The following is a 14,105-nucleotide window of genomic DNA, read 5'->3' on the forward strand; positions in this document are numbered from 1 at the left end:
GCTTCGCTTCGCTCGCCGGGAGCGGTGCGGGAGGGACAGGGGATTGCGCGGTTCAACAAGGGAATTTGAGATGAAGCAGTTTTCTTCTTTTCGGGTGTCGGCGCAGTTGGCGGCATCGCTGGAGCAACGGCGGGAGGCGAATGCCGACAAGCCTTGGGGCTGGCAGGTGAATGGGCCGGTGGGCGGAACGCCCGCACGCACGCGGCAGCGCAAGCGGCTGGGTCGCACGCAGCGTGAGCTGTGGCTCTGGGCGGTGCAGCTTTTCCTGCTGGTGGTCTGCCTGTTCGTGCTGGGCATCGGTCCGGCACGGGCCGAGCCGCTGAAGGCGCTGGCCAACATCCAGGGCGTGCGCGAGAACGCGCTGATCGGCTACGGCCTGATGGTGGGCCTGGACGGCACCGGCGACCAGACCATGCAGACGCCTTTCACCACGCAGAGCTTGAGCAACATGCTGCAGCAACTGGGCGTGACGATTCCCCAGGGCGTGAACATGCAGCTCAAGAACGTGGCGGCGGTGATGGTGACGGGCACGCTGCCCGCCTTCGCGCGCCCGGGCCAGACCATCGACGTGACCGTCTCGTCGATGGGCAATGCCAAGAGCCTGCGCGGCGGCACGCTGCTGATGACGCCGCTCAAGGGCGCGGACGGCATGGTCTATGCCATCGCGCAGGGCAACATGGTGGTCGGCGGCGCCGGCGCATCGGCCAACGGCAGCAAGGTGCAGATCAACCAGCTCAGCTCGGGCCGCATCCCCGCCGGTGCACGCGTGGAGCGCGCGGTGGAGTCCGACTTCGGCGCCGACGGCGCGGTGATGGTCGAGATGCAGCGTTCCGACTTCGGCACCGTGCAGCGCGCGGTGGACGCCATCAACCGCCAGTTCGGCCCCGGCGCCGCGGTGGCGGTCGATGCCCGCGCGCTGCGCGTGTTCGCGCCCGCCGCGCCGCAGGAGCGCGTCGGCTTCCTGGCGCGCCTGGAGGCCTTGGACATCACGCCCACGCAGGAGGTGGCCAAGGTCGTCATCAACGCGCGCACCGGCTCGGTGGTGATGAACCAGGCGGTGCGGGTGGACAACTGCGCCGTGGCCCACGGCAACCTGTCGGTGGTGATCGACACCCAGCCGGTGGTGAGCCAGCCCGAGGCGTTCTCGCGCGGCCGCACGGTCGAGTCGCAGGTCTCGCAGATCTCCGTCAACCAGGGCGGCGGCGCCCTGCAGATGGTGCGCGGCGGTGCCTCGCTGGCCGACGTGGTCAAGGGGCTGAACACGCTGGGCGCCAACCCGCAGGACCTGGTGTCCATCCTGCAGGCCATGAAGACCGCCGGCGCCTTGCGCGCCGAGCTCGAGATCATCTGAGGCCGGCATGACAGCCCTGCAGTCTTCCAGAGCCGGCGCCCTCGATCAGCGCTTTGCGCTCGACATGCAGGGTGTGGACGCCCTGCGTCGCACCGTCCACGCATCGCCCGAAGAAGGGCTGCGCCAGGCATCGCGCCAGTTCGAGGCGATGTTCATGAACATGGTCATCAAGAGCATGCGCGAATCGGTGCCGCAAAGCGGCCTGTTCGACAGCCAGAGCCAGCGCCTGTACACCTCCATGCTCGACCAGCAGCTGGCGCAGAACCTGTCCGGCCGAGGCGTGGGCCTGGCCGAGGCAATGATGGCGCAGCTGCAGCGCCAGGTGGCGTCGGGCTCCACCGACATGGACCTGGACGCCCCCACGCCGACCGCCTACGCGCCCCTGGGGCGCGACGGCGCGGCGCCGTCTTCCGCCGCTTCTTCGTTGCAGTCTTCGACGTCGAATGGCGTGCCGCGCACGGCGTCGGCATCGCGCATGGCACGCGCTGACCTGAGCGTCTATGCGGCCAATGCCGACGGCGAGGCCCAATCTTCCGCCCGCGCATCGCTGCAAAGCCACGTCGACAGCTTCGTGCAGCGCATGGGCGCGTCGGCCGAGTCCGCCGCCGACGCCACGGGCGTGCCGGCACCGCTGATCCTGGCGCAGGCTGCGCTCGAATCGGGCTGGGGCAAGCGCGAGATCCGTGGCGACGACGGCACGCAGAGCTTCAACCTCTTCGGCATCAAGGCCGACAAGAGCTGGCGCGGCCCGTCGGTGGAGGTGTGGACGACCGAGTACGTCGACGGCGAGCCGCAGCGCGTGCGCGCCAAGTTCCGTGCTTACGGCTCCTACGAGGAAGCCTTTACCGACTACGCGCGCTTTCTCACGCGCAATCCGCGCTATGCCAACGTGCTCAACACCGACGACGCGGCAGAAGCTGCGCACGGCCTGCAGCGCGCTGGCTATGCCACCGACCCGAACTACGGCCACAAGCTCGTGCGAATCATGCAGCAGCTCGGCTGATCGCCAACACCCACCCCATACGCAAGGAACACCATGTCAGACATCGCCACCCTCCGCCCACGCATCGGCGCCGCGGCGCCCGCCAACGTGGCGAGCACGAGCCGCCTGGAAGTGGTCAGCTTCACCCTCGGCACCGAGGAATACGGCATCGATATCCAGAAGGTGCAGGAGCTGCGCGGCTACGACACCGTGACCCGCATCGCCAACACGCCCGACTACATCAAGGGCGTGGTGAACCTGCGCGGCACCATCGTGCCGATCATCGACATGCGCATCAAGCTGGGCCTGGGCGATCCCACCTACGACCAGTTCACGGTGGTGCTGGTGCTCAACATCGCCGATCGCATCCTGGGCATGGTGGTCGACAGCGTGTCGGACGTCATCACGCTTTCGGACGAGCAGATCAAGCCGCCTCCCGCCATGGGCTCGGCCATCGACACCGACTACCTCATCGGCCTGGGCACTCTGGACGACCGGATGCTGATCCTGGTCGACATCGAACGACTGATGACCAGCGAGGAGCTGGTCCAGATCGAAAAGCTGGCGGCCTGACACGCCGGCATGGCGACGACTACACCAACACAAGCTGGAGAGAAGACATGAAAGACTGGAAGATCGGCACCCGCCTGGGCGTCGGGTTCGCGCTGGTGCTGGCCCTGGTGGCCGCGATCGCGGCCATCGGCGTGCTGCGCCTGCAGCATGTGGGCGAGGCCACGAAGGAAATGACGCAGCATGCGCTGCAGAAAGAGCGGCTGGCCGCCAACTGGCTGCTGCTGACCAGCACCAACAGCATCCGCACCTTCTCCCTCGTCAAGAGCGATGACGAGCAGGTGCAGAACTTCCTGCAGTCCGCAATGACCAAGACCAGCGCGGCGATCAACGAAACGCAGAAGCAGCTCGAAGCCAAGCTGGCGTCGCCCGAGGAACTGGCGCTGGCCGAGGACATCAAGAACCGCCGCGGCCAGTACATCTCGACGCGCAACGAGATCCTCAAGCTCAAGAAAGAGGGCAAGGCGGAAGAGGCTGCCCGCATGACCAACGACAAGCTGATCGGCATGCTCGACAGCTACGACGGCAGCATCCGGGCCATGGCCACGCACCAGCGCGAGCAGATCGACGCCAGCGCCGCCGCCATCGATGCGCAATACCATTCCGGCCGCGTGCAGGTGCTGGTGCTGGCGGCACTGGCGCTGGCGATCGGCGCCGTGCTGGCCTTCATGTTGACGCGCAGCATCGTGCAGCCGATCAACGAGGCCCTGGTGATCGCCGAGACCGTGGCGGCCGGCGACCTGAGCCAGGAGTTCTCGACCAACCGCGGCGGTGACTTCGGTCGTCTGCTGCGCGGCATGGGCGAGATGGAAACCACGCTCACCGATCTGGTGGGCCGCATCCGCAATGCCACCGATTCGATCGTCGTCGCCTCCCGCGAGATCGCCACCGGCAACCAGGACCTGTCGTCGCGCACCGAGGAGCAAGCCAGCTCGCTGCAGCAGACGGCCGCTTCGATGGAAGAGCTCACCAGCACCGTCAAGCAGAACGCGGACAACGCCCGCCAGGCCAATCAACTGGCCGTGTCGGCTTCGGAAGTGGCGACGCGGGGCGGCGATGTGGTCAGCGAAGTGGTGGACACCATGGCCTCGATCAACGCTTCGTCCAGAAAGATCGTGGACATCATCGGCGTGATCGACGGCATCGCCTTCCAGACCAACATCCTGGCGCTCAACGCTGCCGTGGAAGCGGCCCGTGCCGGAGAGCAGGGCCGAGGCTTTGCGGTCGTGGCCAGCGAGGTTCGCAGCCTTGCGCAGCGCTCGGCCTCAGCAGCCAAGGAGATCAAGCAGCTCATCGACGACTCGGTGGGCAAGGTGGACGCCGGCAGCGCGCTGGTGAATGTCGCCGGGCAGACCATGAACGAGATCGTGAGCAGCGTGCGACGGGTGACCGACATCATCGGCGAGATCACCGCGGCGAGCCAGGAGCAGACCTCGGGCATCGAGCAGATCAACCAGGCGATCACGCAGATGGACCAGGTGACGCAGCAGAACGCGGCGCTGGTGGAAGAAGCGGCGGCAGCAGCGGCTTCGCTGCAGGAGCAGGCGGGCGGACTCTCGCAGGTGGTGGGCTCCTTCCGGCTCGAATCCGAGAGCGACGGCCCGGCCATGCTGCCCGCACCCGTTCAGGCCTCAACTTTTGCCTAGCAACGCCGATATCCGTTCTGAAGGGCCGGTGAAGGTTTCCGGCCCGCGTGATCAGACATTCGGCCAAGGAAGTATTGCAATGAGTTTGAAGGACTGGAAGATCGGCACGCGCCTGGGCGTCGCCTTTGCGGCCATGCTGCTGCTGATGGCGCTGATGGCCACCACCGGCATCTATCGGCTGGGCAAGGTGGGCGATGCCACGCAGGAGATGCTCGAAGGCCCGCTCGCCAAGGAGCGCATGGTGGCCCAATGGGCGCGGCTGTTGTCCGCCAACATCGTGCGTACTTTCGCGATGGTCAAGGCGCTCGACGTGGACACCGAGGCGCATTTCAAGCGCGAACTGGAGGGCGGCCAGGCCCTCATCGGCCCGCTCCAGAAGCGCCTCGAGACGCTGATGAGCACCGACGAGGAGAAGCGCCTCTACGGCAACATCGCCGAGGCTCGCCGCGTGGTGCTGAGCCTGCTGCCCCAGCTCAGCGAGCGCAAGGAGGCGATGGACTACGACGGCATGAACAAGCTGGCCGACAACGAGTTCACCGCCGCCCTCAAGAACTACGAGAAGGCGATCGATGCGCTGTCCGACTACGAGCGCTCCCAGATCGACGTGGCGGCCGCGGGTGTTGCGCAGGACAACGTCACCGGCACGCGCATGCTCATGCTGTGGGGCGCGATCGCACTGCTGATCGGTGCCTTGTCGGCCTGGCGCCTGGCGCTGGGCATCGTGCGGCCGTTGGGCAACGCCGTCTCCGTGGCCCAGAAGGTGGCTGCCGGTGACCTGAGCTCGCGCATCGAAGCGCACTCGCGGGACGAGACGGGCCAGTTGATGAGCGCGCTGCGCGAGATGAACGACAGCCTGGCCAAGGTGGTGGGCGAAGTTCGCTCGGGCACCGACACCATCGCCACCGCATCGAGCCAGATCGCCTCGGGCAACCAGGACCTGTCCTCGCGCACCGAGGAGCAAGCCAGCTCGCTGCAGCAGACGGCCGCTTCGATGGAAGAGCTCACCAGCACCGTCAAGCAGAACGCGGACAACGCCCGCCAGGCCAATCAGCTGGCCGTGTCGGCATCGGAAGTGGCCGTTCGCGGCGGCGGCGTGGTCGGCCAGGTGGTGGACACCATGGGCTCGATCAATGCCAGCAGCCGAAAGATCGTGGACATCATCGGCGTGATCGACGGCATCGCCTTCCAGACCAACATCCTGGCGCTCAATGCGGCCGTGGAAGCGGCACGGGCCGGCGAACAAGGCCGAGGCTTTGCGGTCGTCGCCAGCGAAGTGCGCAACCTCGCGCAACGCTCGGCCTCGGCAGCCAAGGAAATCAAGCAACTCATCGACGACTCGGTGGGCAAGGTCGAAGAGGGCAGCCGGCAGGTGGCCGAAGCGGGACGCACGATGGAAGAGATCGTCGAGAGCGTCAAGCGGGTGACGGACATCATGGGTGAGATCACCGCGGCGAGCCAGGAGCAGACCTCTGGGATCGAGCAGATCAACCAGGCGATCACGCAGATGGACCAGGTGACGCAGCAGAACGCGGCGCTGGTGGAAGAAGCGGCAGCGGCAGCGGCCTCGCTGCAGGAGCAGGCCGGATCGCTGGTGCAGTCGGTGGGCGTGTTCACGCTCGGCGGCGCGCATGCAGGTTCCAGCGTCATCGCCAAGGCACGCTTGCATGGGGCCGCATCGCCCGCACGCGTCGAACCCAAGTCAGGTATCGCCGGCATCGCAGGCACCAAGGGTGACAAGGCAGGTGCGGACGCCGTCAAGCCCGCGCCGCGCCAGAGCGCCGCGATGGCCGACACGAGCGGCGACTGGACCGAATTCTGAACGCCTGATCTTCGAGTCGAAATCATGTCAACCACTGCAGAACGCCAGCGTCGCGAGCGCACCTTCGTGTCCCTGGCCCGCACCACCGCGATCGGTGCCGGGCTGGCCATGGCCGCCGCGACGGCCCTGGTGCTCGTGACCTTCTATGCATTGGCATCGTCCCTGCAGGAAAGCAGCGCCGCCCGCTATGCGCATGCCAAGGCGCAGGGCGTGGCTGATTCGCTCGACGTTTTCGACGACACCATGCGCCTGAATGCCGAGAACGCCTTCGGCGTGTTCCAGCGGCAGTTCGATTCGGGCTTTGCGCTCGACGGCGAAGTCTTGCGCAGCGGCGGCAATGCCGTCGACAGCAGCCGCACGACCGAGGTCGACAACTTTGCACGCAACTTCCAGGGCGCCACGGCCACGGTGTTCATGGCGCAGGGCGAAGACTTCCGGCGCGTGACCACCTCGGTCAAGAAGGAAAACGGCGAACGTGCCGTGGGGACGCTGCTGGACCGCAAGAGTGCCGCCTGGCCGGCGCTGCGCGCGGGCCAGCGCTTCGTCGGCCGCGTGACCTTGTTCGGCCGCCCCTTCATGACGGTGTACGACCCGGTGCGCGACGGCGCCGGCAAGGTGGTCGGCGCGCTCTACATCGGCCTGGACATCTCGCAGCAGCAGGCCGCCTTCGGCGAAGCGGTGGGCAAGACGCGGCTGTTCGAGACGGGTGGCCTGTACGTCGTGAACCCGGCCGGTGGTGCTGAAGCCGCCACGCTGGTGTTCCATCCCGCCGCGGCCGGCAAGAAGCTGGCGCAGGTGTTGTCGCCCGAGGCGGCAGGCGCCTGGCTCGCTCGCGCATCGGCCGACGATGCCTTGTGGATCGACCACGCAACCACCGTGCTGTCGCCCGGCCAGGCCGGGGAGCGCCATGCGTCGGTGGCGCGCAGCGCAGGCACCGGCTGGCTGGTGGTGGCCGAAGTGCCGACGCGCGAGGTGCTCGCCGGGCTCATTCGTCAACTCGGCTGGCTGGCCGTCGGCGTGATCGTCGTGGCCTTGCTGATGAGCGCTGCATTGATGCTGTACATCCGCCGCACGGTCCGTCCACTGGGCCAGCTCGGCCAACATGTGGCCTTGCTGGGGCAGGGTGACCTTTCGCGTTCGCTGTCGTCCAGCCGGCGCGATGAAGTGGGCGTGATCACTCGCGCCGTGGAGGCCATGCGCCAGAACCTGGCCAAGGTGGTGGGCGAAGTTCGCTCGGGCACCGACACCATCGCCACCGCATCGAGCCAGATCGCCTCGGGCAACCAGGATCTTTCGTCTCGTACCGAGGAACAAGCCAGCTCGCTGCAGCAGACGGCCGCCTCGATGGAAGAGCTCACCAGCACCGTCAAGCAGAACGCGGACAACGCACGCCAGGCCAATCAGCTGGCCGTGTCGGCCTCTGAAGTGGCCGTTCGCGGCGGCGGCGTGGTCGGCCAGGTGGTGGACACCATGGGCTCGATCAACGCCAGCAGCCGAAAGATCGTGGACATCATCGGCGTGATCGACGGCATCGCCTTCCAGACCAACATCCTGGCGCTCAATGCGGCCGTGGAAGCGGCACGGGCCGGCGAACAAGGCCGAGGCTTTGCGGTCGTCGCCAGCGAAGTGCGCAACCTCGCGCAACGCTCGGCCTCGGCAGCCAAGGAAATCAAGCAACTCATCGACGACTCGGTGGGCAAGGTCGAAGAGGGCAGCCGGCAGGTGGCCGAAGCGGGACGCACGATGGAAGAGATCGTCGAGAGCGTCAAGCGGGTGACGGACATCATGGGCGAGATCACGGCGGCGAGCCAGGAGCAGACCTCTGGGATCGAGCAGATCAACCAGGCGATCACGCAGATGGACCAGGTGACGCAGCAGAACGCGGCGCTGGTGGAAGAAGCGGCAGCGGCAGCGGCCTCGCTGCAGGAGCAGGCCGGATCGCTGGTGCAGTCGGTGGGCGTGTTTCGGATCGGCGCGGCCGAGCCGGCCCTCGAAGCCCGGCCGTCCTGAAGGGAAGCAGAACAACAAGAAGTCGGATTCATCATGCGCGTCAACCATCCCGTCACTCATATCGAATACACGCTGGCGCCAGACACGGCGCTGGTCTCCCGCACCGACCTCAAGGGTCGGATCACCTATGTCAATCCCGCATTCGTCGAGGCCAGCGGCTTCGAGCGCGAAGAGCTCGTGGGCAAGGCCCACAACATCGTGCGCCATCCCGACATGCCGCCACAGGCCTTCGAGGACATGTGGCAAACGCTGGGCCAGGGCCTGCCCTGGACCGGCCTGGTGAAGAACCGGCGCAAGAACGGCGATTTCTATTGGGTGCAGGCCAACGTCACGCCCATCCGTCGCGCCGGCGCCAGCATCGGCTACATGTCGGTGCGCACGCGGCCCGAACGCGCCGAGACGGCCTACGCCGAAGACCTGTATCGCCGGATGCGCGAGGGCCAGGCGCCCGGCATCCGTCTTCGCCAGGGCCTCGTGGTCCGGCCGGCCTGGATCGACCCGCTGGCCGCGCTGCGACGGATTCCGGTGCGCCGACGCGTCATGGCGGCCACATCTGGCGCGGCGCTGCTGACGCTGGGCATGGCGGCGCTGTCCTGGTGGCCCGGTGCCGCTTCGTCCGGCGCCCCGGCCCTGCCGTTCTGGCTGATCGCCGGCACGCTGTCGAGCGCCGTGGGTTGGCTGGGCATGGGCCTGTTCCTGGACCGCACCGTCTTCCGTCCGCTCGACGGCGCACTGGGCGTGGCGCGCGACATCGCCAGCGGCCGGCTCGCCCGTTTCGAAGTGCGTGCCAGCGACGAGACGCGCGACCTGCTGCGCGCCCTCAACCAGATGAGCGCCAATCTCTGCGGCGTGGTGGCCGACGTGGGCGCGAACGTCAGCGGCGTGAACAGTGCCTCCGGCCAGATCGCCAGCGGCAACCGCGACCTCGCGGCACGGACCGAATCGCAGGCCAGCTCGCTGCAGCAGACGGCCGCGTCGATGGAAGAGCTCACCAGCACCGTCAAGCAGAACGCCGAGAGCGCGCGCCAGGCCGACGGCCTGGCCGGCACCGCGTCCGACGTGGCGCTGCGCGGCGGCAGCGTGGTCGGCCAGGTGGTCGACACGATGGCGGCCATCGAGGCGTCGTCGCGCCGCATCGCCGACATCATCGGCGTGATCGACGGCATCGCCTTCCAGACCAACATCCTGGCGCTCAACGCGGCGGTGGAAGCCGCAAGGGCGGGCGAGCAGGGCAAAGGGTTCGCCGTGGTCGCGGCCGAAGTGCGCGCACTGGCGCAGCGATCGGCCGCCGCCGCCAAGGAGATCAAGGGGCTGATCGACGACTCGGTCGGCAAGGTCGGCGCCGGCACCGCGCTGGTGGGGCAGGCGGGACGCACCATGGACGAGATCGTGGGCAGCGTGCGCCGTGTGGCCGACATCATGGGCGAGATCACCACCGCCAGCCTGGAACAGAGCACGGGCATCGAGCAGATCAACCAGGCGGTCTCGCAGATGGACCAGATCACGCAACAGAACGCCGCGCTGGTGGAACAGGCCACGGCCTCCGCCATGGCGCTGCAGGAGCAGGCGGCCAGCCTGGCCGACGCGGTCAGCGTCTTCCGGCCGTCGCCTGCCTGACAGAACAAAGACACACAACCAAGGACCAGCACATGCAAGACCTCATGACCCAGGATGCGGCGCATGCCGCAGGCATGCCGCCCGGCATGACCGCCGGCGCCGACGGCCGCCAGGAATTCCTTTCCTTCACGCTCGGCGAGGAGGAATACGGCATCGACATCCAGAAGGTGCAGGAGCTGCGCGGCTACGAGGCCGTCACCCGCATCGCCAACGCGCCGGACTTCATCAAGGGCGTGGTGAACCTGCGCGGGATCATCGTGCCGATCATCGACATGCGGTTGAAGTTCTCGCTGGGCACGCCGAGCTACGACCAGTTCACCGTGGTGATCGTGCTCAACATCGGCGGCCGCGTGGTGGGCATGGTGGTCGACAGCGTCTCGGACGTGATCACGCTGGCGCCCGAGCAGATCCGCCCGGCACCAGAGATGGGCGCCGCCCTCGACACCGACTACCTCGTCGGCCTGGGCACGGTGAACGACCGCATGCTCATCCTGGTGGACATCGAGAAGCTGATGTCCAGCGACGAGATGGGCCTGGTCGAGGCCACGGCCTGACGCGCGGCCAACCCTTCCTCACCCTTGCTGGAACTCTCATGAAACTCCTGTCCAACGTCCGCATCGGCACGCGCCTGGCGATCGGCTTCGGCCTCGTGCTCGCACTGTCGCTCGTGTCTGCCGGCTACGCCATCGTCGTGGCCAAGCGCAATGCCGAAGCCACACGGCACATGATGCAAAGCCCGCTCGCCAAGGAGCGGCTCATCTCAGACTGGTACGTGCTGACCTACTCGGCCATCGCCCGCACCCAGATGATCGCCAAGACCACCGACACCACGCTGCCCGTGACCTTCGCCGACATCATTGCCGACAGCGTCAAGCGCGGCAGCGAGACCATGGCCAAGGTGGAGGCGCTGCTGGTGGTCGACGAGGAAAAGGAGATGTTCAAGCAGATCGGCGAACTTCGGGCCAAGTACCAGGCGGCCAAGACGGCGGTCAGCAAGGCCAAGGAGTCCGGAGAGGGCCAGGCCGAGAAGACCTTCAACGAGGTCTTCCTGCCGGCGGCCAAGGCCTACGAGAGCCGCGTTCTGGACCTGTTGCAGATGGAGCGCAAGGCCATCGACGACATGAGCCGGGCGATCGACGCGGCCAACGAGCACGCGACTTTCCTGCGCATGTTGCTGACCGCACTGACCGTCGCGCTGGGTGCCGTGCTGGCTTTCCTGATCTCGCGCAGCATCGTTCGACCGCTCGCGGGGGCCGTCTCGGTGGCCCAGAAGGTGGCTGCCGGTGACCTGAGCTCGCGCATCGAAGCGCACTCGCGGGACGAGACGGGCCAGTTGATGAGCGCGCTGCGCGAGATGAACGACAGCCTGGCCAAGGTGGTGGGCGAAGTTCGCTCGGGCACCGACACCATCGCCACCGCATCGAGCCAGATCGCCTCGGGCAACCAGGACCTGTCCTCGCGCACCGAGGAGCAAGCCAGCTCGCTGCAGCAGACGGCCGCTTCGATGGAAGAGCTCACCAGCACCGTCAAGCAGAACGCGGACAACGCCCGCCAGGCCAATCAGCTGGCCGTGTCGGCATCGGAAGTGGCCGTTCGCGGCGGCGGCGTGGTCGGCCAGGTGGTGGACACCATGGGCTCGATCAACGCCAGCAGCCGAAAGATCGTGGACATCATCGGCGTGATCGACGGCATCGCCTTCCAGACCAACATCCTGGCGCTCAATGCGGCCGTGGAAGCGGCACGGGCCGGCGAACAAGGCCGAGGCTTTGCGGTCGTCGCCAGCGAAGTGCGCAACCTCGCGCAACGCTCGGCCTCGGCAGCCAAGGAGATCAAGCAACTCATCGACGACTCGGTGGGCAAGGTCGAAGAAGGCAGCCGGCAGGTGGCCGAAGCGGGACGCACGATGGAAGAGATCGTCGAGAGCGTCAAGCGGGTGACGGACATCATGGGTGAGATCACCGCGGCGAGCCAGGAGCAGACCTCTGGGATCGAGCAGATCAACCAGGCGATCACGCAGATGGACCAGGTGACGCAGCAGAACGCGGCGCTGGTGGAAGAAGCGGCAGCGGCAGCGGCCTCGCTGCAGGAGCAGGCCGGATCGCTGGTGCAGTCGGTGGGCGTGTTCAAGGTACGCGGCGACGACGTGGCTTTTGCCTGACCCATCCGCCAACCTTCAGTCCAACTTATTGAATGCACAGCCCCATCAACGGTTCACTCGTCCGAGATTCCAGATGAAATCCTTTTCCAACTTCCGTATCGGCACCCGCCTGTCCGTGGCTTTCGGCCTGGTGCTCCTGCTGTTGATGCTGATTGCCGGCGTCTCGTTGCATGCGATGCGCCAGACGCAGGCCAGCCTCGAGACCGTCGTCAGCAAGACCAACGCCAAGCTGGCCAACGCCAACATCATGTCGGCGGCCATTCGCGACATTGCGCTGCTGGACAGCAACCTGATCCTGCTGACCGAACCGACCGACATGCAAGGGCAAGTCCGGCTGGTCGAGAACCACAGCGTGCGCTTTCGCGAGGCCCGCGAACGCCTGAACGGGCTGGTGGTCAGCGGCGAAGGCAAGAATCTGCTTGCCGCCGTCGACAAAGCGTTGGCGGTGGGCACGCCGATGAACCAGGAGCTGATCAAGCTCGCGCTGGCCAATCGCAACGACGAGGCACGCGACTATTCGCTCGACCGCTTCCAGCCGGCGGTGCGGACCACCATCAACGCGGTGCAGGAATTCATCGATCATGAAAGCCGACTCGCCGAGAAGGTGCGCGTCGAATCCGATCAGACCTATCAGCGCTCGCGCCTGTTGGTGAATGTGCTGGCGGGCGTGTCGGTGCTGCTCGCGGCGCTGGTGGCCTTCCTCATCACGCGTTCGGTGACGCGGCCGATCCGCAACGCCGTCTCCGTGGCCCAGAAGGTGGCTGCCGGTGACCTGAGCTCGCGCATCGAAGCGCACTCGCGGGACGAGACGGGCCAGTTGATGAGCGCGCTGCGCGAGATGAACGACAGCCTGGCCAAGGTGGTGGGCGAAGTTCGCTCGGGCACCGACACCATCGCCACCGCATCGAGCCAGATCGCCTCGGGCAACCAGGACCTGTCGTCACGCACCGAGGAGCAAGCCAGCTCGCTGCAGCAGACGGCCGCCTCCATGGAAGAGCTCACCAGCACCGTCAAGCAGAACGCGGACAACGCACGCCAAGCCAATCAGCTGGCCGTGTCTGCCTCGGAAGTGGCCGTTCGTGGCGGCGGCGTGGTCGGCCAGGTGGTGGACACCATGGGCTCGATCAACGCCAGCAGCCGAAAGATCGTGGACATCATCGGCGTGATCGACGGCATCGCCTTCCAGACCAACATCCTGGCGCTCAATGCGGCCGTGGAAGCGGCACGGGCCGGCGAACAAGGCCGAGGCTTTGCGGTCGTCGCCAGCGAAGTGCGCAACCTCGCGCAACGCTCGGCCTCGGCAGCCAAGGAGATCAAGCAGCTCATCGACGACTCGGTGGGCAAGGTCGAAGAAGGCAGCCGGCAGGTGGCCGAAGCGGGACGCACGATGGAAGAGATCGTCGAGAGCGTCAAGCGGGTGACGGACATCATGGGCGAGATCACGGCGGCGAGCCAGGAGCAGACCTCGGGCATCGAGCAGATCAACCAGGCGATCACGCAGATGGACCAGGTGACGCAGCAGAACGCGGCGCTGGTGGAAGAAGCGGCAGCGGCAGCAGCTTCGCTGCAGGAGCAGGCCGGTTCGCTGGTGCAGTCGGTGGGCGTGTTCAAGATCGGCAGCGACGACGCCGCGGCGCAGGCCATCGCCCATGCGCGCAGCGCGAGCAAGGCAGCGGCGCCGGGCGGCGGGAAGGCGAAGGCGGCGGCCAAGTCCGGTGCCTCGACGCCCGGCCGCGATGCGCAGGCCGCACCCGCCGCGAAGCGCACCGCCACCGCACCCAGGCCGCGCGCGGTCGCAGCGGCCCCGGCCGAGGCCTTGGGCGACTGGACGGAGTTCTGAGTGTCTCCCCAACGACCGGCGCGAGACCGGTGACGCATTGAACTGAGAAAAACAACATCGGCGCGCTCAACTTTCCGGTTGCCGCGCCGATAACTCATTCAACACACATTAA

General features: G+C 67.0%; 10 protein-coding genes. All 10 read left to right on the forward strand.

The annotated features are described in order from the left end of the window. Positions 1-70: 70 nt before the first annotated feature. The 10 genes from QTH91_RS00455 (at position 71) to QTH91_RS00500 (ending at position 13,993) form a co-directional block, all read left to right on the forward strand. A complete protein-coding gene (locus QTH91_RS00455; protein ID WP_286658069.1) occupies positions 71-1,351 on the forward strand; it encodes a flagellar basal body P-ring protein FlgI in 1,281 nt (426 codons plus the stop codon). A 7-nt stretch (positions 1,352-1,358) separates the two neighbouring features. After that, positions 1,359-2,354 carry a flagellar assembly peptidoglycan hydrolase FlgJ gene (gene flgJ, locus QTH91_RS00460; protein WP_286658070.1) on the forward strand — a complete coding sequence of 332 codons (996 nt, stop codon included), beginning with the start codon at positions 1,359-1,361 and terminating at the stop codon, positions 2,352-2,354. Positions 2,355-2,387: 33 nt separating this feature from the next. After that, complete coding sequence (locus QTH91_RS00465) at positions 2,388-2,906, forward strand: chemotaxis protein CheW (protein WP_286658071.1); 519 nt, start codon at positions 2,388-2,390, stop codon at positions 2,904-2,906. Positions 2,907-2,953: 47 nt separating this feature from the next. Continuing rightward, complete coding sequence (locus QTH91_RS00470) at positions 2,954-4,549, forward strand: methyl-accepting chemotaxis protein (protein WP_286658072.1); 1,596 nt, start codon at positions 2,954-2,956, stop codon at positions 4,547-4,549. A gap of 79 nt (positions 4,550-4,628) precedes the next feature. Continuing rightward, positions 4,629-6,368, forward strand: a complete 1,740-nt coding sequence (locus QTH91_RS00475; protein ID WP_286658073.1) for a methyl-accepting chemotaxis protein — start codon at positions 4,629-4,631, stop codon at positions 6,366-6,368. Positions 6,369-6,392: 24 nt separating this feature from the next. Then, entirely contained in the window at positions 6,393-8,378 is a 1,986-nt protein-coding gene (locus QTH91_RS00480; protein ID WP_286658074.1) for a methyl-accepting chemotaxis protein, read from the forward strand. 33 nt (positions 8,379-8,411) lie between these two features. Next, positions 8,412-9,995, forward strand: coding sequence for a methyl-accepting chemotaxis protein (locus QTH91_RS00485; RefSeq protein ID WP_286658075.1), 1,584 nt, complete (start codon positions 8,412-8,414; stop codon positions 9,993-9,995). Between the two features lie 74 nt (positions 9,996-10,069). Next, positions 10,070-10,549: a chemotaxis protein CheW gene (locus tag QTH91_RS00490; RefSeq protein ID WP_286659573.1), complete on the forward strand. Its 480-nt coding sequence runs from the start codon at positions 10,070-10,072 to the stop codon at positions 10,547-10,549. A gap of 38 nt (positions 10,550-10,587) precedes the next feature. Further along, a complete protein-coding gene (locus tag QTH91_RS00495) occupies positions 10,588-12,153 on the forward strand; it encodes a methyl-accepting chemotaxis protein (protein WP_286658076.1) in 1,566 nt (521 codons plus the stop codon). 73 nt (positions 12,154-12,226) lie between these two features. Further along, on the forward strand, positions 12,227-13,993 hold the full coding sequence (locus QTH91_RS00500; RefSeq protein ID WP_286658077.1) for a methyl-accepting chemotaxis protein: 1,767 nt from the start codon (positions 12,227-12,229) through the stop codon (positions 13,991-13,993). The last annotated feature ends 112 nt before the right edge of the window (positions 13,994-14,105 follow it).

The sequence above is a fragment of the Variovorax dokdonensis genome (genome assembly GCF_030316895.1).
In the GTDB taxonomy this organism is placed as follows: Bacteria; Pseudomonadota; Gammaproteobacteria; order Burkholderiales; family Burkholderiaceae_C; genus Variovorax; species Variovorax dokdonensis.

Coding starts and splice junctions, on each gene's coding strand:
- QTH91_RS00470 (WP_286658072.1), top strand. CDS start 2,954: ATGAAAGACTGGAAGATCGGCACCCGCCTGGGCGTCGGGTTCGCGCTG.
- QTH91_RS00480 (WP_286658074.1), top strand. CDS start 6,393: ATGTCAACCACTGCAGAACGCCAGCGTCGCGAGCGCACCTTCGTGTCC.
- flgJ (WP_286658070.1), top strand. CDS start 1,359: ATGACAGCCCTGCAGTCTTCCAGAGCCGGCGCCCTCGATCAGCGCTTT.
- QTH91_RS00475 (WP_286658073.1), top strand. CDS start 4,629: ATGAGTTTGAAGGACTGGAAGATCGGCACGCGCCTGGGCGTCGCCTTT.
- QTH91_RS00495 (WP_286658076.1), top strand. CDS start 10,588: ATGAAACTCCTGTCCAACGTCCGCATCGGCACGCGCCTGGCGATCGGC.
- QTH91_RS00485 (WP_286658075.1), top strand. CDS start 8,412: ATGCGCGTCAACCATCCCGTCACTCATATCGAATACACGCTGGCGCCA.
- QTH91_RS00490 (WP_286659573.1), top strand. CDS start 10,070: ATGCCGCCCGGCATGACCGCCGGCGCCGACGGCCGCCAGGAATTCCTT.
- QTH91_RS00500 (WP_286658077.1), top strand. CDS start 12,227: ATGAAATCCTTTTCCAACTTCCGTATCGGCACCCGCCTGTCCGTGGCT.
- QTH91_RS00455 (WP_286658069.1), top strand. CDS start 71: ATGAAGCAGTTTTCTTCTTTTCGGGTGTCGGCGCAGTTGGCGGCATCG.
- QTH91_RS00465 (WP_286658071.1), top strand. CDS start 2,388: ATGTCAGACATCGCCACCCTCCGCCCACGCATCGGCGCCGCGGCGCCC.